The organism is Thalassospira mesophila (assembly GCF_002115755.1).
GTDB lineage: Bacteria > Pseudomonadota > Alphaproteobacteria > Rhodospirillales > Thalassospiraceae > Thalassospira > Thalassospira mesophila.
On record NZ_JFKA01000002.1, the window covers coordinates 365355 to 388847 of the forward strand.

Annotated in this window: 19 protein-coding genes; 7 read left to right on the forward strand and 12 right to left on the reverse strand. The window is 55.4% G+C overall.

Features of this window, described 5'->3' with window-relative positions; all coding sequences use genetic code 11:
* Positions 1 to 118 precede the first annotated feature (118 nt).
* Genes rsmD through TMES_RS06110 form a run of 3 tightly spaced genes read right to left on the reverse strand, consistent with a single transcriptional unit; the run spans position 119 to position 4493 of the window.
* The gene (gene rsmD / locus TMES_RS06100) at positions 119 to 688 is read right to left on the reverse strand and encodes a 16S rRNA (guanine(966)-N(2))-methyltransferase RsmD (protein WP_085580510.1); all 570 of its coding nucleotides are present in this window, start codon (positions 686 to 688) and stop codon (positions 119 to 121) included.
* Positions 688 to 3768 (reverse strand): pseudouridine synthase, encoded by a 3081-nt coding sequence (locus TMES_RS06105; RefSeq protein ID WP_085580512.1) that lies wholly within the window; start codon positions 3766 to 3768, stop codon positions 688 to 690. The genes rsmD and TMES_RS06105 overlap by 1 nt, the downstream gene beginning before the upstream one ends.
* Complete coding sequence (locus TMES_RS06110; RefSeq protein ID WP_085580514.1) at positions 3765 to 4493, reverse strand: gamma-glutamyl-gamma-aminobutyrate hydrolase family protein; 729 nt, start codon at positions 4491 to 4493, stop codon at positions 3765 to 3767. The genes TMES_RS06105 and TMES_RS06110 overlap by 4 nt, the downstream gene beginning before the upstream one ends.
* Before the next feature lie 236 nt (positions 4494 to 4729).
* Here TMES_RS06110 and TMES_RS06115 point away from each other — a divergent pair, with 236 nt between their 5' ends.
* Positions 4730 to 5182, forward strand: coding sequence for a nucleoside deaminase (locus TMES_RS06115; protein WP_085580516.1), 453 nt, complete (start codon positions 4730 to 4732; stop codon positions 5180 to 5182).
* Between the two features lie 112 nt (positions 5183 to 5294).
* Here the strand turns inward: TMES_RS06115 and TMES_RS06120 are convergent, their stop codons facing one another.
* Both TMES_RS06120 and TMES_RS06125 read right to left on the reverse strand, forming a co-directional pair.
* Entirely contained in the window at positions 5295 to 6044 is a 750-nt protein-coding gene (locus tag TMES_RS06120; protein ID WP_085580518.1) for an SDR family oxidoreductase, read from the reverse strand.
* A 105-nt stretch (positions 6045 to 6149) separates the two neighbouring features.
* Positions 6150 to 7082: an AraC family transcriptional regulator gene (locus tag TMES_RS06125; protein WP_085580520.1), complete on the reverse strand. Its 933-nt coding sequence runs from the start codon at positions 7080 to 7082 to the stop codon at positions 6150 to 6152.
* A gap of 278 nt (positions 7083 to 7360) precedes the next feature.
* Between TMES_RS06125 and TMES_RS06130 the strand changes: the two genes are divergently transcribed.
* The gene (locus TMES_RS06130; RefSeq protein WP_085581211.1) at positions 7361 to 8869 is read left to right on the forward strand and encodes a DASS family sodium-coupled anion symporter; all 1509 of its coding nucleotides are present in this window, start codon (positions 7361 to 7363) and stop codon (positions 8867 to 8869) included.
* Between the two features lie 88 nt (positions 8870 to 8957).
* Here the strand turns inward: TMES_RS06130 and TMES_RS06135 are convergent, their stop codons facing one another.
* Positions 8958 to 10565 (reverse strand): OpgD/OpgG family glucan biosynthesis protein, encoded by a 1608-nt coding sequence (locus TMES_RS06135; RefSeq protein ID WP_085581213.1) that lies wholly within the window; start codon positions 10563 to 10565, stop codon positions 8958 to 8960.
* Positions 10566 to 10887: 322 nt separating this feature from the next.
* Between TMES_RS06135 and TMES_RS06140 the strand changes: the two genes are divergently transcribed.
* Both TMES_RS06140 and TMES_RS06145 read left to right on the forward strand, forming a co-directional pair.
* Positions 10888 to 11142 (forward strand): helix-turn-helix domain-containing protein, encoded by a 255-nt coding sequence (locus tag TMES_RS06140; protein ID WP_085580522.1) that lies wholly within the window; start codon positions 10888 to 10890, stop codon positions 11140 to 11142.
* Positions 11139 to 12473, forward strand: coding sequence for a type II toxin-antitoxin system HipA family toxin (locus TMES_RS06145; protein ID WP_143589554.1), 1335 nt, complete (start codon positions 11139 to 11141; stop codon positions 12471 to 12473). Before TMES_RS06140 ends, TMES_RS06145 begins: the two co-directional genes overlap by 4 nt.
* 125 nt (positions 12474 to 12598) lie before the next feature.
* Here the strand turns inward: TMES_RS06145 and TMES_RS06150 are convergent, their stop codons facing one another.
* The 4 genes from TMES_RS06150 to purD form a co-directional block, all read right to left on the reverse strand.
* Positions 12599 to 13348, reverse strand: coding sequence for a hypothetical protein (locus TMES_RS06150; RefSeq protein ID WP_085580524.1), 750 nt, complete (start codon positions 13346 to 13348; stop codon positions 12599 to 12601).
* Positions 13349 to 13598: 250 nt separating this feature from the next.
* Positions 13599 to 15041, reverse strand: a complete 1443-nt coding sequence (locus TMES_RS06155; protein WP_085580526.1) for a sigma-54-dependent transcriptional regulator — start codon at positions 15039 to 15041, stop codon at positions 13599 to 13601.
* On the reverse strand, positions 15019 to 16500 hold the full coding sequence (locus TMES_RS06160) for a sensor histidine kinase (RefSeq protein WP_085580528.1): 1482 nt from the start codon (positions 16498 to 16500) through the stop codon (positions 15019 to 15021). The genes TMES_RS06155 and TMES_RS06160 overlap by 23 nt, the downstream gene beginning before the upstream one ends.
* A 135-nt stretch (positions 16501 to 16635) precedes the next feature.
* Positions 16636 to 17919 (reverse strand): phosphoribosylamine--glycine ligase, encoded by a 1284-nt coding sequence (gene purD / locus TMES_RS06165; RefSeq protein WP_085580530.1) that lies wholly within the window; start codon positions 17917 to 17919, stop codon positions 16636 to 16638.
* A 149-nt stretch (positions 17920 to 18068) separates the two neighbouring features.
* On the opposite strand from purD, the gene xseA reads away from it, so the two are divergent.
* From xseA to TMES_RS06180, 3 genes are read left to right on the forward strand one after another with little or no spacing between them, the layout of a single operon-like run.
* Entirely contained in the window at positions 18069 to 19763 is a 1695-nt protein-coding gene (gene xseA, locus TMES_RS06170; protein WP_085580531.1) for an exodeoxyribonuclease VII large subunit, read from the forward strand.
* Positions 19763 to 20629 (forward strand): M23 family metallopeptidase, encoded by an 867-nt coding sequence (locus TMES_RS06175; RefSeq protein ID WP_085580533.1) that lies wholly within the window; start codon positions 19763 to 19765, stop codon positions 20627 to 20629. The genes xseA and TMES_RS06175 overlap by 1 nt, the downstream gene beginning before the upstream one ends.
* Positions 20626 to 22185, forward strand: coding sequence for a gamma-glutamyltransferase family protein (locus tag TMES_RS06180; RefSeq protein WP_085580535.1), 1560 nt, complete (start codon positions 20626 to 20628; stop codon positions 22183 to 22185). Before TMES_RS06175 ends, TMES_RS06180 begins: the two co-directional genes overlap by 4 nt.
* A 29-nt stretch (positions 22186 to 22214) precedes the next feature.
* Here the strand turns inward: TMES_RS06180 and TMES_RS06185 are convergent, their stop codons facing one another.
* Together TMES_RS06185 and TMES_RS06190 are read right to left on the reverse strand one after the other, a co-directional pair.
* Complete coding sequence (locus TMES_RS06185) at positions 22215 to 22721, reverse strand: MarR family winged helix-turn-helix transcriptional regulator (protein ID WP_085580537.1); 507 nt, start codon at positions 22719 to 22721, stop codon at positions 22215 to 22217.
* A 150-nt stretch (positions 22722 to 22871) separates the two neighbouring features.
* The gene (locus TMES_RS06190; protein ID WP_143589555.1) at positions 22872 to 23468 is read right to left on the reverse strand and encodes a hypothetical protein; all 597 of its coding nucleotides are present in this window, start codon (positions 23466 to 23468) and stop codon (positions 22872 to 22874) included.
* Positions 23469 to 23493: the final 25 nt, after the last annotated feature.

Genomic DNA, 23493 nt, shown 5'->3' on the forward strand with positions numbered 1-23493 from the left:
GGTTATTCCATCTTTTCACCAAGACAAAATATCGCTCGCTGGCGTGGGACGCAATCTTTGTCAAAACAAACGGAGGCACTGATATGCCCCCGTTTGTTTCGCTAATCAGTATTTTACATCAAGCCAACAGGCGCATGATCTCTATTTTGCAGCGACCGTATTTGCGCGAATCCAGCAAGTCGATGCCAGGAACATCGGCACCGGGATCGCGCAGGGCGCGTTCGGCAATGATCAGGGTTTTGTCGTTAATCCAGCCCGCATCGCGGAGCGCAATGATACTGGGCGTGATCAATTCCTGATGGTAGGGCGGATCAAGAAAGATCAGGCTGGCGGCCTGATGGCTTTTGACCGGTTTGGTTGCATCGGCGCGGCGCGTCGTGGCCCGGTCTTCAAGGCGCAAGGACTTGATGTTTTCTTCAATCGCGGCCAGGGCTTTGGCATCACGGTCAAAAAACACGGCCTTTTGCGCCCCGCGCGACAGGGCTTCAAGCCCCAGCGCGCCGGACCCGGCGAAGGCATCAAGCACAATGCCATCCATTAACGGGTTTTCATCGTCCTCATACCAGCGGCGCGCATGGGACAGAATATTAAACAGCGATTCTCGCACCCGATCCAGCGTCGGGCGCACGTCACTGCCCGGCGGGCAGGTCAGGCTGCGTCCGCGAAGACTTCCTCCGACAATCCGCATTAACGATCTCCCCGATTGCCATTACCCGAAGGTTTCGATCCGCCACGACCCACCGGGCGATTGCCCGCCGGTTTGCTGCCGGTACGGCCAACGGGGCGATCCGCTGGCTTGCCAGCCCCGGCATTGCCTCCGGCATAACGCCCCCGGCCCTTGTTCACAGGGCGGTTGGTGCCATCGCTTCTATCGCTGGCATCATCGCGGCTACGTGGCGCACCACTCCGGCCCGCGGGTTGCCCCTGATAGCCGCTATTCCGGCTGTTAGTATCGGGTCTGCCACCACGGTTATCGCTGCCAGAACGATCATTGCGATCATTACCGCCGCCGAAAGACCGGTTCTGCGGTGCGCCACGACGTGCACTGTCATCGCGGCTGTTGCTGCGATTATCATCGCGATCATTATCGCGGCCACGCCCGGTCGGGGCGCGGTCGTTATATCCGCCGCCACGGTTGTCGTTGCCAGAACGATCATTGCGATCATTTCCACCACCGAAAGACCGGTTCTGCGGTGCGCCACGACGCGCACTGTCATCGCGGCTGTTGCTGCGGTTATCATCGCGATCATTATCACGGCCACGCCCTGCCGGGGAACGGTCGTTATATCCGCCACCACGGTTGTCGTTGCCAGAACGATCATTACGATCATTTCCACCGCCGAAAGACCGGTTCTGCGGTGCGCCACGACGTGCACTGTCATCGCGGCTGTTGCTGCGATTATCATCGCGATCATTATCGCGGCCACGCCCGGTCGGGGCGCGGTCGTTATATCCGCCGCCACGGTTGTCGTTGCCAGAACGATCATTGCGATCATTTCCACCACCGAAAGACCGGTTCTGCGGTGCGCCACGACGCGCACTGTCATCGCGGCTGTTGCTGCGGTTATCATCGCGATCATTATCACGGCCACGCCCTGCCGGGGAACGGTCGTTATATCCGCCACCACGGTTGTCGTTGCCAGAACGATCATTACGATCATTTCCACCGCCGAAAGACCGGTTCTGCGGTGCGCCACGACGTGCACTGTCATCGCGGCTGTTGCTGCGATTATCATCGCGATCATTATCGCGGCCACGCCCGGTCGGGGCACGGTCGTTATATCCGCCGCCACGGTTGTCGTTGCCAGAACGATCATTACGATCATTGCCGCCGCCGAAAGACCGGTTTTGCGGGGCACTACGACGCGCACTGTCATCGCGGCTGTTGCTGCGATTGTCATCGCGATCATTATCGCGGCCACGGCCAGCCGGGGCACGGTCGTTATATCCGCCACCACGGTTATCGTTGCCAGAACGATCATTACGATCATTACCGCCGCCGAAAGACCGGTTCTGCGGTGCGTTACTGCGTGTGCGGTCATCGCGGCTGTTGCTGCGGTTATCATCGCGATCATTATCGCGGCCACGACCAGTCGGGGCACGGTCGTTATATCCGCCGCCACGGCTATCGTTGCCAGAACGATCATTGCGATCATTACCGCCGCCAAAAGACCGGTTCTGCGGTGCGCCACGACGTGCACTGTCATCGCGGCTGTTGCTGCGGTTATCATCGCGATCATTATCACGACCCCGCCCCGCCGGGGCACGGTCGTTATATCCGCCGCCACGGCTGTCGTTGCCAGAACGATCATTGCGATCATTACCGCCGCCAAAAGACCGGTTCTGCGGTGCGCCACGACGTGCACTGTCATCGCGGCTGTTGCTGCGGTTATCATCGTGATCATTATCGCGGCCACGGCCAGCAGGGGCACGGTCGTTATATCCGCCGCCACGCGGGGCGTTATCAAAACGATCATTGCGATCATCGCGATTGTTGTTATCGCGGCTATCGTTATATCCGTCGTTGCGATTTCCATCGCGCGGGGCGAAGTCGCGTCCGCCATTGCGGTCGGTGCCATTATCAAACGGGCGGGCAGAACGGCTTGGGCCGGTATCGCCATCCCGATTGGGCCGCCCATCGCGGCTGTCGCTGCGCGTCGATGTTTTACGATGTGCTTTCGGCTTTTTGGGGCGGGCTTTAGCCTGGCCGTGGTTGTCATTGTCGCGTTTGGCTTTGGCTTTGCCACTATCGCCACCAAAGAAACCCGATAGCTGTTCTTTCATCACCTTGCCGGTGATTTCTTCAATGTCGCCCGGTGCCATTTTGCCCAGATGGAACGGACCATAGGACAGGCGCATCAAACGGGTAACAGGCCAGCCAAGATGTTCCATAACCCGGCGAATTTCACGGTTTTTACCTTCGCGAAGCGTAATCGTCATCCAGGCATTGGTGCCTTTTTGAACGTCCACTTCGGCCTGGATCGAGCCGTAATTAACACCGTCAACGGTGATGCCGTCGGCAAGCTGTTTAAGCTTGGCATCATCGATAAAGCCATGCACACGCACCCGATAGCGCCGCGCCCAACCGGTGGCGGGCAGCTCAAGATAGCGGGCCAGTTCGCCGTCATTGGTCAGCAAAAGCAGGCCTTCGGAGTTAAGGTCAAGACGACCGACCGAAATAACGCGCGGAATGTGCGGCGGCAAACTGTTAAAGACGGTTTCGCGGCCCTGTTCGTCGCGGTGGCTGGTGACCAGCCCGCGTTTTTTAAACAGGCGCCACAGGCGCGGCTTTTGTTTTTCCGGCAACGGTTTTTCGTTGATCAGAATAACGTCATTGTCGGTCACGGTAACCGCCGGGGTATCCAGGCGCTTGCCGTTAAGCTTTACCTTGCCGGTTTTGATCAGCTGTTCGGCATCGCGGCGCGAACACACACCTGATCGGGCAATGCGCTTGGCAATGCGTTCACGCGGCAGGTCTTCTTCGGGGATTTCAATTTCAACCAGGTCGGTTTCGCCATCAATCCCGGCGTCAAAGTCGTCCTGCGGCATTTCGGCGTCGAATTCATCGCCGTCGGCAATTTCAGTGGCGATGTCTTCGGCAATTTCTGCGGTAGTCTCGGTTGGCGACGCAGTGGTTTCATCATTGCTTTCGCCATCGTTTTGCGAACCAATGTCGTCCTGCGGTGTTGCGGCGTCGACTTTATTGTCGGCGGCAATGTTTGCAGGAATGTCGGTTTGTGACGGGGCGGTATCTGCCTTGTCGGTCATTTTCGGGCCTCAATAATCAGGGCGTCGAAGATCTTGGCATCTCCGGTGCTGATGTGAAATTCGGGATGCCATTGTACGCCAAGGCAATAACGGTACGCGGGATGTTCGATGCCTTCAATGACACCGTCCGGGGCGCGTGAATTGATAATCACGTTCGGGCCCACACCGGCAACGGCCTGATGATGGGCTGAATTAACAGATAGATGGTCAACATTGTCGCAGATGCGCGCAAGGAGCGTGCCGGTTTCGACGGTTACGTCGTGGCCAGCTTCATCGCGCGGGTTGGGTTGTTCGTGGGGCAGGCAATTTTCGACCGTATCAGGAATATGCTGGATCAACGACCCGCCCAGAATAACGTTCAAAAGTTGCTGGCCGCCGCAAATGCCCAGAACCGGCATGTCGCGCTCCAGCGCGCCCTGTGCCATGGCCCATTCAAATTTGGTGCGGCGGTCCTTGGTAATCACGGTGTCGTGGCGTTCGGTGGCGCCAAACAGCGATGGGTCCACATCAAACGCGCCGCCGGTGACAACCAGCCCGTCAATCAGGTCAAGCAGGTCGGGGACCAGGTCAATTTCATGGGGCAGGGGCATGGGAATGCCGCCTGCGGCCACAACGGCCCCGGCATAGTTCTGGCGCAGCGCATACCACGGAAATTTCGAATACCCGCCGGGTTGTTCGGAATCAAGGGTAATGCCAATGATTGGTTTTTTAACAATTGTGTTCATGGGCGCTGTTTAGCCTTCTGTCGGGGTCTGGGCAATGGCAATCGTTATAAGGGGGCACGTTTGGCAACACTTTATGGCTTATTGACCATATGGGGCGTAAATTGCACTGTTTTGCGGGTTGTTCCGGGCCGATCATAAAGCCAGTGACCCAAAATGAAAACAGGCCGTAGGGCATGACAGATATCGGGTGATCACAGGCGTCGCCGGGATGGGATCAGCAAGATGGGATTAAAGCAATGAGCGCAGACAGTTTCATGGATATGGCCCTGCAAGAAGCCCGTGCCGCCGCCCGGCGCGGCGAAGTGCCGGTCGGTGCTGTTGTGGTTGATACCGATAGCGGCGAGGTGTTGGCCCGGGCCGGTAACTTGACCGAGGAAAACAACGACCCCACGGCGCATGCCGAAATTGTTGCAATTCGCGCCGCCGCCGCGTTACGCGGCGAACCGCGCCTGCCCAATTGCGATTTGTATGTCACGCTTGAACCCTGCCCGATGTGTGCAACCGCCATTTCCTTTGCCCGCATTCGCCGGGTTTATTTTGGCGCGTATGACCCCAAAGGCGGCGGGGTTGATCACGGACCACGGGTGTTTGAAAGCACAAGTTGCCACCACCGACCCGAAGTTTATGGCGGCATTGGCGAAATTGAGGCGGCAACCCTGCTTAAGGAATTTTTTGGATCGTTGCGTTAACCGGGCGCAAAAGCCAGGGTTTGATGGGGCTTTAATATCACGATACAGAAATGGCCCGGCAAAATACCGGGCCACAGGGTGTAAACTGCCATGGATGGCGCCGGGGTGGTGGTTAGCGCGATAGCGCCACGGCATCGGCACCGGCAGGCAGGCGAACCGGGCAGGACGGGTCGGTTGCGGCGCGCCATATTGCTTTTGCAACATCGTCCGATTGGGTCACCATGTCGGGCGAAGCCTGTTCAAAGTTTGCAAAAACCTGCTGTACCAATGCGCCATAGGCTTCGGGAAATCCACCTTCCTTGCCCATGCGGATGCGGGCGTTTTCGCCAAATTGTGTGGTCGGGGCACGGCCGGGCAGCACAATGCGCGCCTGAATGTTGAATGGTTCAAGTTCCAGCGCCATTGATTCGGTAAAGCCATTAATGGCGGCCTTGCTGGCCGTATAAACCGACAGCAAATGTAGCGGTTTTAGCGTGACTGATGATGTTACGTTGATAATCACGCCGCTGCCCTGGGCGCGAAATTGCGGTAAAACGGCTTTGGTCATGGCGATGGTGCCAAAGGTGTTGGTTTCAAAAATCTGGCGCACAACCTCCATTGATGTGCCTTCAACCGCGTTCAGCCAGCCGATACCGGCATTGTTTACCAGCACATCAATTTTACCGGCGTCCCTGATGGCAGCGGCAATGCTGGCATCGTCGGTAACATCAAGTTTGATCAGGCGCAGTTTGTCCGATTTGGGCAAAACATCTTCGTTCGGGGTGCGCATGGTTGCGATAACATTCCACCCCTGTGCCAGAAAATAGCTGGCGCTATCGCGACCAAACCCGGACGAGCAACCTGTAATCAGAACTGTTTTCATGGGAAGACCTCTATATGGTGATGAGGCCCAAGATATAGGATGAAGGTTCGATACCTTCTATAATCTGAAATCCATAAAACGTTAGAATTAGTCCAATTTAAGCTGTTATATCGGCCCGGCAGGTTCGTTTGGTGCAACAAGGTCCGTCTGGCGGCCATATTGCGCGGGCGGGAACCCGGTATGGCGGGAAAACGCCACACTAAAAGCGCTGGCCGAGCCATAGCCAACTTTGCTGGCGACTTCTGCAACACCACATTTGGTTTGTCGCAACATCTGTTTTGCCAGCGTCATGCGCCATTGCAAAAGGTAATCCATCGGCGCGATGCCAACCGTTTTGTTAAAGCGCACAAAAAACGCCGACCGCGATAACCCGGCCTGTTTTGCCAGTTCGGCGACGGACCAGTTCTGGTCCGGTTTGGCGTGCATGCAGCGCAAGGCAATGTTTAACCGTTCATCGGAAAGCCCTTTGAGCAAGCCCGGTGACGCCGTTGTTTCGGGCACGGATCGCAAGGTTTCAATTAAAAGTGCTTCGAGCAGGCGTTCGAGCAATATGTCGCGGGCGGGCCGGTTTGCCCGGGCTTCGTCGCCAACCAGCTTTGCCAGGGTGCGAATGCGGCTTTGCCCGCGAATAACAATGACATCGGGCAGCAAGGAAACCAGCAGGGAGGCATCGGGCGCGCCAAAAACACAAAACCCGATTAATTGTTGCGTGTCGACCGGGCCGTTCGGGTCGCCCAACCGGTAAGTACCGTCGTCCTGTTGGGCCGGAACGGTTTCAAGGTCGTCATCGGGTTTTGGCGTAACGCTCGACATGGCAAAACTGTAGGCTTCCGGGATAAGCGCGAAATCACCCTGTTTCAGCGTTAAAGGAGGTTTGCCATTAACCTCAAGGCAGGCCTGGCCGGTCAGGATCAGGCAATAATATACCTGATCAACATTTGTGCGCCGCACACGCCATGCGCCGCTTGATCTGACCAGTTTTGAAAAAGGCGCCTGGGGCTGCAGCAGCGTGACAATTTCGGCCAAAGGATCAGACATCGACAATTCCAGTCGTATTGGGGAGGGGGCAACATCATTGATATCTGGGGCCATGCGGGTATGGCCACGGTCTGAATTATAGAGACAGGGACGGACCTATAGCCACAAAACAATGAAACCCCATCAGTTTACGGATTATGTGATGGAAGAAGCAAGATGGCGAAAAGATTTTTGGGCACCCTGCGCTAGATCAGAAATTTGATTTTAAAACAGGTATAAAACGTCTGTCAGGAACATGTTTTTGATCAATGGGATCAAAACAGACGGATGGAAATTTGATGTCTGACAAAACGCATCCCGCCACCGGGGACAAAACACCTTTTCGTGCGCCAGCAAAAGCGCTGAATTTCGGGTTGATTGCTGCAATTGTTGCCTTTGTTGCAATCATGTTGTTACCGACACCCGAGGGCCTGCCGATTGCAGGGCAGCGGATGTTGGCGATTTTTATTTTCGCCGTCATTATCTGGGTGACCGAAGCGGTTGATTTTGCCGTCAGCGCCATTCTGATTGCCGCCATGATTGCGGTGACACTGGGTCTGTCGCCAGCCGTTGGCGACACAGAGGGTATGCTGGGCACATCAAAGGCGCTTGGCACCGCAATTACCGGGTTTAGCAGCCGGGCGCTTATTCTGGTGGCGTCGGCCTTGCTGTTATCGGCCGCAATGACCCTGACCGGGCTGGACCGCCGGATCGCGATGATGGTGTTGTCCAAAGTGGGGGCCAAGGTTAGCCATATTGTGATTGGCAGTATCGTTGTTGCCACCTTGCTGGCATTTCTTGTGCCCAGTGCAACGGCGCGTGCCGCCGCCGTTATTCCGATTATGATGGGCATTGTGGCCACGTTCGGGGCGGGCAAACAAAGCCGCTTTGCCGGTTTGCTGATCATGACAACGGTTCAGGCTGTCAGCATCTGGAATGTCGGCATTAAAACAGCGGCCGCCCAGAACATGGTCGCCGTCGGGTTTTTACAACGTACCTTGGGCGTCGAAATTACCTGGCTGGACTGGTTTATTGCCGCAGCCCCGTTTTCGCTGCTGATGTCCGTCGCACTGTATTTTGTGATGATGCGGATGATGCCGCCAGAACAGGACACAGTGCCCGGCGGGCGCGAAAGTGTTGCGAGCGCCCTTAAAGAAATTGGGCCGATGACCGGGGCGGAAAAACGCCTGTTAAGCGTTTCCCTGTTGCTGGTTTTTTGCTGGGCAACGGAAGGGGTTTTGCACAGCTTTGACAGTGCGACCCTGACCGTTCTTGCCGTGACATTTTTGCTGTTGCCCGGTGTCGGAGTGATGAGCTGGAAACAGGCCAATGCCAAATTTCCCTGGGGCACCATTGTTTTGTTCGGGGTTGGGATTAGCCTTGGGTCCGCATTGCTAAGCACCGGGGCGGCGTCGTGGCTGGCAAAGTCGGCGGTGGATATATTTCGCCTGTCGGGTTTTGGTACCTTGGGCATTGTCGCGGTTCTGGGTGGATTTTTGATTGTGATCCATTTGGGGTTCGCCAGCGCCACGGCTTTGGCATCCTCGATGATCCCGATTATCATTGCGGTGCTACAGCAAATGGACACTGGCAGTGTTAATGTTTTTGGCACGACGATTTTGCTGCAATTTGTGGTTAGTTTCGGCTTTATTTTACCGGTTAACTCACCGCAGGGCATGGTCGCGCATGGCACAGATACCTTCGCGGTAAAGGACTTTGTCCGTACCGGGCTGGTGTTAACCGTGATCGCCTATGTTTTGACCCTGGTGTTTACCGCCACCTATTGGAAATGGCTGGGGCTGGCGTAATTATAAATAGACCGCCTGAAAACAAACGAACCCGCCGATAAAAGGCGGGTTCGTACTTGAAATACTGATGATATCAATCAAGCCGGGATTATTGTTCGTCCCAGTTTTTAAGGCCCGGTAAATGCTGATACATCCATGTTTCAGACATCGGTGCATCGCCGCGTTTTAAATACATCCGCATATCAACCGGGTCGTTGCCTGCCACTTCAAGGTCGAAAATGGCGCGCCACAGGCTTGTGTCGGGGATCGGCTCGGTTTTGATCCGCGACAGTTTGCCGCGTGATACCGAAATAATCGCCTCGGGATATTCGCCGTATGCCAGCGTTCCTAAAATATCACCTTCAAAATCAACCACAAATTTGGTCAGGCCCTTGGGGCGTGGCAGGCCTTCCTGCCCGCCACGGCCAAGCCGGGTTGCCTTGGCATAGGCCAGTTTTTCCAGCGGATAAGGTGTATGTGCCTGCCAATAAAGCCGATAGCGGAAATTATAGGATTGCCCGGCCTTGGCCGGGGCCTCTGGCACCCAGAAGGCGGCAATATTGTCGTGGATTTCATCATCGGTGGGAATTTCCACCAATTGTACGGCACCTTTGCCCCATGCACCCAGCGGTTCCACCCACAGGCTGGGGCGGCGATGATACATCACCCCATCCAGATAATGGCTAACGTCGCGGTCACGCTGCATCAGGCCAAAGCCGCGCGGGTTATCATCGCCAAAGGCCGAGGCGCGGGTGACTTCGGGGTTGTTCAACTGCCGCCAAATGCGTTCACCGCCCCCGGTCCACAATGCCAGCCCGTCGGAATCATGTACTTCGGGTCGCCAGTCCATACGGAACGGGCGGTTTTGTTCGGAATACCAGAACATGCTGGTTAATGGTGCCACGCCAAAGCGTTCAATGTCCTTGCGGATGAACAGGAATTTTTCCACATCCATCGTCACACCCTTGCCGCGCGTGAGATAAAACCGATAAGCGCCGGTAATGCTGGGGCCATCCAGCAAGGCATAAACTGTGACCGGGTCTTCGGCCGATTTGGCAGGCTCGATATAAAATTCGGTAAAATCGGGGAATTCTTCGCCCTGCGGGGTGGCAGTGTTAACGGCAATGCCGCGGGCAGACAGGCCATATTGCCCTTCATCGCCAATGGCGCGGAAATAGGATGCCCCTAAAAACGCCACCCAGTCCTGGGTTTTCCAGTCATCGCGTTTGATATTTTCATGCAGGCGGAAACCGGCAAAGCCGATATTTTCCGACAATTTACGTGCCGGGCTGTTTGCGGGCATTTCGAAATAGTCGGTTTTATATTCGACTTCCTGTGACATGCCGTTTTCCAAAAGGTACATACGCACCGGTTTTTGGAAAAACTGGCCCATATGGAAATAGGTCACCGGATAGGTGCCCGACCCGTCAGAAAAAGGCGCGAAATCGCGTTTGTATTTCAGTTTGCCATGTTCGGCATAATCAATCTGTTCAAGGATCGCCTTGTCGGGGGTTTTCGGAGCGACATAGGGCTTGCCTGCCATTTTGCGGGCGCGCTCGACCAGCGCATCAAAGCTGAATTTGTGCTTTTTACCCAGATCCAGCTTTTTCGCAGCATCGGCCGCAAAGGCCTGCTGCCACATCGACATACCCGGCAATATCAGACCGGCGGCCGCAGCGGACTTTAAAAATTGTCGGCGCTGTGCGGAAGTGTCCATCGAAATTATCCCCGTTATATTTTTGATTTGCACAAGCTTGCGAAACACTGTGGTGGTAATCCGGACAAAGCATGGCGAATTCGCGACCAAATATACCAACGCGCCAGTTTTTGAATTGATCCCGTTTTCGATAGCAGCACATCGTTTTGTGCGATTGACTTTTTGTCTGACGTTCCACAGGCAATATTGCAGCTTTGATTACACCATTTGTTACGCTATGGCGTAAAAATATATAAGTTACGCTACAGCGTAAGATGATAAAATTTGCGCTATGGCGTAAAATGAGATAAATTACGTTATAGCGTAATATTGAGGGGTCCTGATGAAAATTACTGCCCGAACACCCGATCAGATTGGCAATGCCTTACGGCGCGTGCGCAAGGCTAAGGGCATGACCCAAAAAGATGTCAGTGCGCGAACCAATTTGAGGGTGGCAACGATTTCGTCCCTGGAAAACGGGGATCCGGGGACGCAAATGCGCACAGTGTTAAGTGTGCTGGCGGCCCTTGATCTTGAATTCGTTGTTCAGGACCGCGTTCAGGAAAGCCAACTCAGCATAGAGGACATTTTCTCGTGAAACCGACAAGACGCAACAAGCCTTTGACGGTTGTGCTGAATGGGCGGCTTGTTGGCGAAATTGTGATGGCAACCAGCGGGGCGGTGACATTTCGATACGATCAGGCCTGGCTGGATTGGGAATATGCCCTGCCAGTTTCGCTGTCACTGCCTTTGCAGGTGCAAGCCCATATTGGTGCACCGGTTATTTCGTATCTGGAAAATCTGCTTCCCGATAATCAGAAAATTCGGGAGCGTGTTGCTGCAAAGGTAGGGGCAGAGGGGACTGATGCGTATCATATGTTGGAAAAAATCGGACGTGATTGTGTCGGGGCGTTGCAATTTTTCGCCGATTATGACGGTGAGGTCGGGCCACCGGCAATGGATGGGGATGTTCTGAGCGACACGCAAATTGCAGACGTGATCAAAAATCTTGCCACAGCCCCGCTTGGTATCGTTGAAGAAGATGATTTTAGAATTTCGATTGCCGGGGCACAGGAAAAAACCGCGCTATTAAGGAAAGATGGCAAATGGTTGCGTCCTTTGGGTGCGACACCAACCACGCATATTGTGAAAACACAATTAGGCCAGTTGCCAAACGGGGTTAATCTGTCCCATAGCGTGGAGAATGAGTTTTTCTGCATGCAGTTTTGTCGTGCGATGGGGGCCAATGTGGCCAACGTCGAAATCCATGACTTCGACGATACCCGCGCTTTGATTATCGAGCGTTTTGATCGGCGCTGGACCCGCCAGGGCCAATTGATCCGCCTGCCACAGGAGGATTTTTGCCAGGCTCTGAAATATCCGCCCAGTCAGAAATATCAGGCGGATGGTGGACCAGATGTTAAATCCTGCGCAATGTTGCTGGCAGGCAGTAATACGCCAACCGATGACCGGCTTGCGTTTTTTCGCGCCCAGATTTTGTTCTGGATTCTGGGGGCAACGGATGGGCATGCGAAAAACTTCAGTCTGTTTTTGCGCCCTGGGGGTGGCTTCGTCATGACCCCGTTATATGATATTTTATCAGCTCAACAGGCATGTGATGCGGGACAAATCCGCCACGGTCAGTTTCGGCTGGCAATGTCGGTTGGTACAAACAATCACTATCGAATGGACGACGCCGTGCCGCGGCATTTTTTGCAATCAGCAAAAGCAGCCGGTTTGGGGGTTCCCCTGGTTGCGCAATTGCTTGATCAAATTTGTTTGCAAGTTCCCGTCGCGATCAGCAAAACGCTTTCCCTGTTACCTCAAGACTTTCCTGCCGATCTGGCCGACATACTGGTCAACGGTATCAAGACCCGGCATCGTATACTGGAAACGGGCCTTGCTGCGCGTGCCGATCAGACCGTGTGAGGGTCTTATTAAAGGAAATATGCTCGAGTTACCCGGAAATAACGCCGTTTTCCCTGCTGCTGCACAGCGATAAGCAAATACCGGGCGTTTCCACCCGGTATTTTGCGGCGATGATTTAAAGCCGGTTATGATTTGGCAGTGGTCGGGGACTGGGTCACAAGGGCGGACTGGACGGTAAGGTTGCGTTCGACCAGCCCCAGCGTCTGATTGGCATCCACCGGATAGCTGTTGATCAACTGGGTATAGGCCAGGTTCAAATCGCCAAGGGTTTGGGAAAACGGCATGACGACCTTGTTAAAGGCAACATTGCTGCCGGTGCCGGTTTGGGGCGCGACAAAATCCTGATCCATTACCAACAGGCCATTGATCACAAGGTTTCCGCGTGCCCCTTCGTCATACATGTTCGACAGGGTGGCGCGGGCTTCGTGCAACAGCTTTTTCGCCGTTACCCGGTCATTTTTGGCAAGCGAGACGCGGGCTTCATGAACCTGCTGTAACACAGCCTGTCCTTCTTGCGAAAACCGGGCCTGAAGGGCCGGGCTGTTGACATCGGGTTGCGGCAGTTTGGCCTGTTCTGCGTCATAAATATCGGTTTCCTTGCGCGCGCGATGCGGCCCGCTGATATTGTTTGGAACGACCTCGTGGCTGATGTGGGCCGGGCCAACTTGTGACGATGTATCTGCATCGGGGTGTGCGGCCAGCCAGATTTCATATTCCTTTGCAGCACCATGTTTGCCGGCGGTATTGTTGGGCACAATCGCCTGATAGGGGCTGGCGCTGGCGGCGTTGGCAGTTGTGGCAAAGGCCGGAACACAGGCCACAGAAACACCGAAAGCAACGGTGGCAATGGCAAATTTGCGGGTAACGTTTTTCATGGCATTAGTCCTTTTCACAAAACCCGGTAAAGATAATGATCAGAAGGTCCGCGATGGGTGTCGCCTGTGGGCCGTTCCGTATGTCGTTTTCTGCGACATCTGATCTTTACTTTGCAGGGACCGTGCCAGATATTAACTAATTGATTTAAAATGATATTTATAAATGGTGTGGGTTCGGTGCCGGGAATTGGTGGATATTACCACCAATTTTGGGGCCGATGTGGTGGTTGCCTCGGTTACATTGACCCGCTTATGCGTTCACCAGAGCCTCCAGCCCGTATTTGCGAATGCGATACCGCAGGGTCTCGCGCGTGGTGCCCAAGGCGCGAACGGCCGCCATCACGTTAAAATCATGGCGTTCCAGCACGGTGCGAATAATGCATTCTTCCATGTCATCTAGCGTCATCGATCCATCAAGCGGCAATGTCAGCCCGGCGGGATCATTCGGCATCGCTTGGGGCGGGGCGGCGTTTGATTGTTGGTGTTGGGGGGCGGGCGTTGACGGTGACGTGGCAACGTTATCGGGCGTTATGCCCAACCATTCCCGGGGCAGTTTCGGCCCGGTCGCCAGCATAACGGAACGTTCAATCACATTGCGTAATTCGCGCACATTCCCCGGCCAGCTATAGGATTGCAGCGTTTCAAGAATGGCGGGCGGCAGGATGCTAACCTGTTTGCCTGACCGGGCGTTAAATTCGCCAAACAGGGTGGTGACAATAGCGGCAATATCACCCGTGCGTTCACGCAGGCTGGGCAGGCGCAATTCAAAAACAGATATCCGGTGATAGAGATCGCGACGGAAATCACCTTGGTCCGACGCCGCGCGCAAATCGCGGTTTGATGCCGCGATTAACTGGATATCGACCGATATTGTTTCTTCACCACCCACCCGGCGGAAGCTTTGTTCTTCAATTGCCTTTAGCAATTTGGATTGCAGGCCAATATCCATTTCGCCAATTTCGTCTAAAAACAGTGTGCCGCCATCGGCCTGTTCCATCAGGCCGCGGTGGCGGCCCTTGGCCCCGGTGAAGGCACCGGGTTCGTGGCCAAACAGTTCGGATTCCAGCATGTCACGCGGGATGGCGGCACAGTTTAAATCAACAAACGGCCCTTCGGCACGTTGGCCGGAATAATGCAGTATTTTGGCAACCAAACCCTTGCCGGTGCCGGTTTCCCCGCCCAGCAAAATGCTGGTGACGGGAACCGTGGCAAGCTGGCCCAGCATCGTGCGCACCTGTGTGGCGGCGGGGCTTTGCCCAATGAAGCTGTCGGGGCTGTATTTTTGCGCACCCGACCGGGCGGTATCGGTCATGCGCTGGCGGGCGCGTGCGCCGCGCGTTGCGGTGGCAATTGTCAGGTCCAGCTTGTGGTAATCCAGCGGCTTTGCCAGAAAATCCAGCGCGCCCAGTTTTGCCGCCCGGGCAATGTCCTGCCGTGATCCATAACCCGACAGAAAAATCCATTCCGACCGGCCACCGTGCGCGCGTACTTCTTCTAAAAAATCCAGCCCGTTGCCATCGGGCAGGTTCATGTCGGACAGCACAACCGACGGGCTGAAATCCAGCTCCAGCATTAACCGCCGGGCATCGGCCAGTGTTGGCGATAATGTGACCGACCATCCTTCGCGCTCGAACCGGCGTTTAAGCTCGCTGCCCAGCAGTTTTTCATCTTCAATGATGGTAATGGTGCGCATGGTCGGGCTCCTCGCAGGGGAAATGGATGATGGTCATGGCACCGCCGTTGGTGCTGCGCCCTAACTGAATGTCGCCGCCCGTCCCGTGAACCAGATGTTGCACAATCGACAGGCCAAGGCCGACACCATCGGCTTTGCCCGACTGAAAGGGCCGTACACCGCGTGCGATCATGGCATCAGCATAACCCGGCCCGGTATCGGTCACTGTCAGGCAGGCCGTATTGTTATCAACATCAAATGAAACCGTAATGGTGCCGGGCAGGTCGCCCAGCGCCTCGCAGGAATTTTTTAACAGGTTCAGCAAAACCTGGCGGACGGTATCACGCGGCAGGGTGATGTTATGGTTTTTGCTGTCCACCGTGATCGCCACATGTTTGGGCAGGCGATAGCCAAACAGTTTAACCACATCGCCAATCAACTGGTCGCTTGAGACGGCGACCGGTGTTTCGAGCGTAAAGGACTTGTTTTGCAGCAGCGAATTTAACAACCGGGTGACGCGGTCCATTTCCTCGGCAATCAGGGCAAGTCGTTCGCGGTGGTCGGGGTCTTTGGTTTCAATTTCCATATTGTGCAGGGCCATTGAAATACCCGATACCGGATTGCGCAATTCATGGGCGAGCCGGGCGGAAAATTCGCCAATTGCCGCCATTTTTGCCCCGTTTTCCAGTTCGGCTTGTTGGCGCAACAAGGTTTCGGATGCCGCACGCACCTGACTTTCAAGCTGGTCGGTATGGTCCCGGCTTTGTTGCGATACCGTGCGCAGGCTGGCGGTCATTTCGTTATAATGTTGGTAAATCGGGGCCAGCGGGTCATTTTCCGATACCGGTTCAATGTCGACAAATCGCAAGCTGGCAACGTTATCAAGCAATTCCGAAAGCCTGCTTACCGCACGAAAGGCCCGGCGGCGAAACCATATCATTACGGCAATGGCAAGGATCGGGGTTGCGATCAAGGCGATCAGGGCAATGGTAAATTCCTGGTCGGCCGACTGACGGGCCGTTTTTATTGCCTGCTGTTGCAAGGCGTTTTCCTGCGTCAAAACCTTGCGGATCAGCGATAAAGCGCCAATCAGGTTGCTGCTGGGGTTATCAATCGGCAGGGCAAGATAGTCCGACGCCATGCGCAGGTTGTTGGGGGTGTTGGGTGATAATTGCCCGTTTTGCTGCAATAAATCATCCAGATCGGCGCGGATATGTTCGAGTTCCATTGCCGTTGGCGGCTGATGACTGGCCAGATGCCGGGTCAGCAATTTGCCAATCGCAATGTCGGTTTGCTGCAAGCCCTGAATTTGCCGAACGTGATTTTCAAGCGGGCTCAGCCGATAGGCCGAATGCCATGCCGTTAAGGCCAGAAACCCCAGCGACAGGGTCAGCGCAATGGTTGCCAGTGCCACCGACACCCGAAGGGGCTGCAACAATGTGGTGCGCGCCGACATCGGCCTTGCGCCAGCAGGGGGCATGGGGTGCTTTTCCTTGAAACGAACAGAAAGTCACGATCCTGAAAACCGGGGACCGGTTCAGGATCGTGAAAAAAGGGGGTAATTCGTTTCATAGGAACAGATTAAGGCAAACCGATGTTCGCCGATCGGCAGGGGTTATTCCTGTTCGCGGGCAATCGCACGCCAGCCAATATCGCGACGGCAAAAACCACCTTGCCAGTCAATGGTATCAACCGCTTCATAGGCGCGTTTTTGGGCTTCACCAACGCTGGTTGCCCGTGCGGTAACACCCAAAACCCGGCCCCCGGTCGCGGTTAGTTTATCGCCAGCCATTTTGGTGCCAGCGTGTAAAACCTTAACGTTTTCCAGCGCATTGGCGGCAGCAACGTTTTTAATCTCGCTGCCTTTTTCATATGATCCGGGGTAGCCTTTGGCGGCCATCACCACCACAAGGGCGGTTTCGTCATGCCATTCCGGGGTAACCTGATCCAGCGTTTGGGTGGCGGCCCCGTCAAGAATATCCAGCACGTCGGATTTCAGACGGCTCATCAGCACCTGGCATTCGGGGTCGCCAAAACGAATGTTATATTCAATCAGTTTCGGGTGTTCGTTTTCATCAATCATCAACCCGGCAAACAAAACGCCGCTAAACGGGTGGCCTTGTGCGGCCATGCCCTCGACCGTGGGCACGATAATGTCGCGCATCACGCGGTCTTCAACGGTTTTGGTAAATATGGGTGCGGGGGAATAAGCCCCCATGCCGCCGGTATTGGGGCCGGTATCGCCCTCGCCAACCGCTTTGTGGTCTTGTGCGGCAATTAGCGGGATCACATTTTTGCCATCGCACACGGCGAAAAACGATGCTTCCTCGCCGCGCAAAAATTCTTCGATCACCAGTTCGGCCCCGGCATCGCCAAATTTGCCGCCAATCATGGCGTCATCAATGGCTTGATAGGCGTCATTGATGGTTTCGCAAATGGTCACACCCTTGCCCGCCGCCAGCCCGTCGGTTTTGATCACAATGGGCGCGCCGGTTTTTTCAACAAAGGCACGGGCATCATCTCGGTTGGTAAAGCGGCCATAGCCAGCGGTGGGCACGCCAAATTTGGCGACCATGTCCTTCATGAAACCCTTGGAGCCTTCAAGCTGTGCCGCGGCCTTTGAACAGCCAAACGATTTGATTCCGGCAGCATCAAGCGCATCGACCAGGCCTGCAACCAGCGGGGCTTCGGGGCCAACCACCACCAGATCCACCTTGTTGTCGGTGGCGAATTTTACCAGACCGTCAATATCGCTATCGTTAATCGCAACGCATTGCGCAGAATCGGCGATCCCCGCATTGCCCGGCGCGCACCAAAGTTTAGTCAAACGCGGGCTGCGTGCGATTGCCCAGCATAATGCGTGTTCCCGACCACCGCCGCCAACGACCAGAACTTTCATGACTTTTACCCCGACTGCTTGATGGTCATGATGTGATCCTTTAGGGTCATATGAACAGGCCCCGACTTTGGGTCTCACACCTTCACTGCGTAATGTTTTACGCAACCGCGTTAATAATTCACGCGGGCTTTTAGCATAAAGTACCCTCTATGGCGCAAGATTTGTTCGACCCATATGCACCGCAACCGCAACAATCTGGCAACTTGCCGGAATTTTCGGTTTCCGATCTGTCCAACGCGCTGAAACGCACGGTCGAGGATGCGTTTTCTTTTGTCCGGGTGCGCGGCGAAATTTCCGGTTTCAAACGGGCCTCGAGCGGCCATTTGTATCTGGCGCTAAAGGATGACAGCGCAGTGCTTGATGCCGTGTGCTGGCGCGGGGCAGCGGCGAAACTGGGCGTGCAGCCCGAAGACGGTATGGAAGTGATCGTCACCGGGCGTCTCACCACCTTTCCGGGCCGGTCAAAATACCAGATCGTGATCGACAGCATGGAAGTGGCCGGTGAAGGTGCGCTGTTAAAATTGCTGGAAGACCGCAAGAAAAAACTGGCCGCCGAAGGCTTGTTCGAGGCAGACCGCAAACGCCCGATTCCCTTTTTGCCCGATGTGATCGGTATTGTTACATCGCCGACAGGGGCGGTGATTCGCGATATCATGCACCGCTTGCGCGAACGGTTCCCGCGCCGGGTATTGTTGTGGCCGGTGATGGTGCAGGGCAAGGGGGCCGCCGAACAAGTGGCCCATGCCGTGCGCGGATTTAACGACTTGCTGCCGTATGGCGATATCCCAAGGCCCGATCTGCTGATTGTGGCCCGTGGTGGCGGGTCGCTGGAGGATTTATGGGCCTTTAACGAAGAAATCGTTGCCCGTGCGGTGGCGGAATCGACCATCCCGGTGATATCGGCAGTGGGCCACGAAACCGATACCACCCTGATTGATTTTGTCTCTGACCTGCGCGCGCCAACCCCGACCGGGGCAGCAGAAAAAGCCGTTCCGGTGCGGCTGGATTTATTGGCACAGGTCAATGACGACGGCCAGCGCCTTGCGCAGGCCGTTCGCCGCCTGGGGGCGGAAAAACGTATCGCCCTTGATAGTGCCGCGCGCGGATTGGGCGACCCGAAAAGGATGCTGGAAGACCGCGCGCAGATGCTCGATAACTGGTCCGACCGGTTGCCGCGTGCGGCACAGGCCATGCTGCAAACGGCAAAATCGCGGTTAAACGAAACCAGCGCCCGGTTGGTCAGCCCGCGAGAACAATTGTCGGAAAAACGCGGACGGCTGGAAAATGCCCGTTTGCGCCTTGATGGTGCCATAACAGCCCGCCTGCAAAACCAGAAATCGCGGCTGGACCAGGCAGCCGCCGGTTTGCGCCCCGCCAATGCAACCCGCGATATTAACCGCGAACGCAAACATGTGGCCGATTTGGCATCGCGGCTGGATGCGGCAGTTAAAAACACCATCACTCGCGAAAAGGATGGCCTGGCCCGTTATGACCGGTTGCTGGAAAGTTATTCGTACCGCAATGTTTTAAAACGCGGCTTTGCCGTGGTGCGCGATGAGAACGGCAAGTTGCAGGCACAGGCGGCATCGCTTGTTGACGGGCAGGGATATGTTTTGGAAATGCAGGATGGTGTTGCCAATGTGGTGGCCGGGGCGTCCAATGCAGGTTCTGGCAGCCAGACCCCGCCAGCGGGGCAAGGCAGCACCCCCGCCCCGGATAGCACTTTAACATCTTCAAAATCGCCACCCGATGAGGGCGGGAAAACACCGCCGAAACCCGAAAAACCCCGGCGCAAAAAAGACCCGCGCCCCCAAAATGATGACCGCCAAGGGAGCCTTTTATAATGCGTTTGGGAATGAAACTGGCACTTGTTGCAACCTTTGTGGCCGGTGTTTCCGGTGTTTTCGGGTTCGCGATGCCGTCACAGGCTGCCGAGCCGGTATTTAAAGGTGTGTTTAGCCAAGGCGGGATCGTTTTTGGCCAGACGACGGCTGATACGACCGTGATGCTTGATGGTGAAAAGATTGACACGATTGCCCCCGACGGCAATTTCGCCCTTGGGTTCGAGCGCGATTATCAGGGCCCGGCAACCCTGACGCTGACCCACAAGGATGGCAGCACCGAACAATTCACCTATCCGATCAAACATCGCGAATTTAACATTCAGCGCATTGATGGCTTGCCGCCCAAAATGGTAACGCCAGACCCGGCGGTAATGGATCGGATCAAGGATGATTCGCGCCAGGCCCGCGAAGCCCGCACCGAACGATTTACCACCGAATATTATAAATCCGGCTTTGTCTGGCCCGCTACGGGGCGCATCAGCGGTGTTTATGGATCGCAGCGCATTTTAAACGGTCAGCCGCGTGCCGCCCATTGGGGGGTTGATGTGGCCGTGCCAATGGGAACGCCGGTTGTGGCCCCGGCTGATGGCGTTGTCACATTGGCCCATCCCGATATGTATTTTTCCGGCGCAACTTTGTTTATTGATCATGGCCTTGGTGTTGTTTCGGCATTTTTGCATTTGTCGAAAATTGACGTCAAAGTAGGGGATGTTGTGCATCAGGGCGATGTGGTGGCGCATTCAGGTGCCAGTGGCCGGGCCACCGGCCCGCATCTGGACTGGCGGGTTAATGTGGGGCCAACCCGCATTGATGCTGCTTTGCTGGTGCCACCGATGGAACAGGTTTTGGCGGGGGCGAAAAAATGAAAACGCAAGGTGCCGTTGCCGCAGGACATAAGGAAACAGCGCGGGCTGCCCAAAATGTGCTTGAAGCTGGCGGCACGGCCTTTGATGCGATCATCGCGGCGATGTGGACGGCCTGTGTGGTGGAACCTGTGCTGGCATCCCTTGGCGGTGGCGGGTTTTTAATGGCGCGGCCTGCGGGCCAAACGCCCCGTTTATACGACTTTTTTGTTGAAACACCGCTGGCCAAACGCCCGGGCGAAAGCCTTGAATTTGAAAGCTGCATTGCCCGTTTTGCCGGGGGCGTGACGCAGGAATTTCACGGTGGTTATGGTGCGGTGGCAACGCCGGGCATGGTGGCCGGGCTTTTTGCCGTTCATAACGATTTAGGTCAGTTGCCAATGGCTGATCTGGCGCAATCGGCGCAAAATTTGGCCCGTGACGGTGTTGTCGTTGATGATTTCCAAAATTACGTCATGAATATTGTAACCCCGTTATTGGGGTTTTGCGACGAAACCCGTGCGATTTATGGTGCGCCAGATGCATCGCAACAGGCAGGCGATGGCACCGATGCCGGGTTTGAAGTGATCAAGACGGGCGAGGTTCACCGCCAGCCCCATCTGGCCGCCAGTATTGAAGAGCTGGCAAAAAATGGCGCGGCCAGCTTTTACCATGGCGATATTGCCCATGCCCTGATTGCCGCCTGCCGTGAGAGTGGCGGATATATTACCGCCGATGATTTGGCGAAATACCGCGTTTTGGTACGTGATCCCTTGCTGGTCAGCGGGCGCAACGGGCGTTTTGTTTTAAACCCGCCACCGGCTTCGGGCGGGGTTTTGGCCGGGTTTGGTTTGAAACTGGCGCGGGAATTGGATCTGGGCGTTTTTGGCGATGCCCGCCATCTTGATGCACTGTCGGAAATTTTAAAAACAACCTCGGTTGTGCGCGGCGAATATGGGGCTGCACCATCGATACTGGGCGATGAATTTTGTGAAGGCTATCGCAATCTGATCGGCGACCGGCCCTTAACCCAAAACGGCACCACCCATATTTCGGTGGTTGATCAGTTTGGTAACCTGGCGTCGGCAACATTGTCTAACGGGTCTACCTCGGGCCGAATGATTCCGGGAACCGGTGTTTTGCTAAACAACATGCTGGGTGAAGCCGATTTATCGCCCGAGGGCTTTCATAACTGGCCCTGTGGCGTGCGCATGACCTCCATGATGACTCCGGCCCTGTATCTGGGCCATGATGGCATGGCGGTGGCACTTGGCTCGGGCGGGTCAAACCGTATTCGCTCCACCATGATGCAGGTATTGCTGAACCTTGATGTGTTTGGCATGTCGCTGGAAGATGCGATTGCCGCGCCCAGAATGCATTTTGATGACGGGTTGCTGTCAATCGAGCCGGGCTTTGACCTCGCTATTCTTGATCAGCTTAACCTCAACGAACAGCAGCGCTGGCAGGAAAGCGACATGTTTTTCGGCGGCGTCCATGCTGCTGCGTTAAATGCTGGCTCCCACAAGCTGGTGGCATCAGGGGATGCGCGGCGAAACGGCCACCATTTTATTGTGCAATAATGGTGGTGATGGTGATGACGGCGGGTTTTTCAGGCGGTTTTCTGCTCGTTTTCCGGGGGAACAACGGCGGCCACATCGAGAAACGGTGATGCATCGATTTTTTCGGCATGCATCATGGTTGCCACCCGTTGCAGCGATGACAGCATCTGGGTTTTTTCCCAGACCGGCATTTCTTCAAACTGGCGAATGAATTCTTCTTGCAGCAGATCGGGGGCATTGGCGATAATTTCGCGCCCGCTATCGGTCAATACGGTATTCACCACGCGTTTGTCGGTGGTGGACCGTCGCCGTTCCATTAATTGTCGTTGTTCGAGGCGGTTTAAAATGGTGGTGACGGTGGCCTGGCTAAGCGACACATGGTTGGAAATGCGGCGCACCGTTACATTTTGCAATTCGTTAATCGCACGCAAAACCATGACCTGAGGAATGGTTAACCCGCAAATTTTCATCATGCGTTTGGAATGTAAATCGGTGGCGCGGATGATCTGGCGCAAGGTGACCAGCACATCTTGCCAATATGGTTGTTGTCGTTCCATTACCAAACCCCGTTGTGACTGCACTGCGGGCAGATCACAGACCGGCGACCCTTTGCTGTTTAAACCGGTGCTATCGCTAGCGACGTTTGGCGCGATAATCAATTTAAAATGCGCGTTTGCCCGGCAAAAGAAACATGTGCTGTTGTGTTCCTAGCCCTTGAAGCGGCGCAGGCACAGATAGAGGCCCCCAAAGATCCCTGCCAGAACAACCAGCATTCCGGCAATCAGAACGAATTTTTCAAAAAGAAGGTCATCTTCGTGCCGGTTTTCAATCACCGCCAGCACCCGCTTGCGTAAATCATCGATGTCGGGGGTCAGGTCGCGCGGGGGGACAAATAACGCCAGTCCCGCGCGCGATAGCAAGTCGTTGGTTGTGTTGACGCGGTCGGTATAAAGGGCAAAGCGCTCCTCGGCGGCCCGCAAATCGACCAGCGGGGTTGGCTTGCTATTCGGCCCTGACGTATCGTGGCGGATCGTGACTGGGGGTTTGGGTAAATCCCGAAACGGCCCGGAAAGGCAGTTTTCCAGGGTGTCGGGATGGTTCTGGCATTGAATGATCCGCTCGGGACCGGTTTGCAGGGCCTTTTTAAGGTGTTTTTGCAGGTCGTTGTCAAACCGGGAAATGGTCAGGCGCAGTTGGACGGCATCGTTGCTAATATCGCTTTGCTCAGACGTGATACCTGGCGTGGCAAAACACACCAGACACACGATCAGTAACAAAATGCTGGTCAGCATTTGCATACGCAAGGCACTGTCCTTATTCGCATCCGAC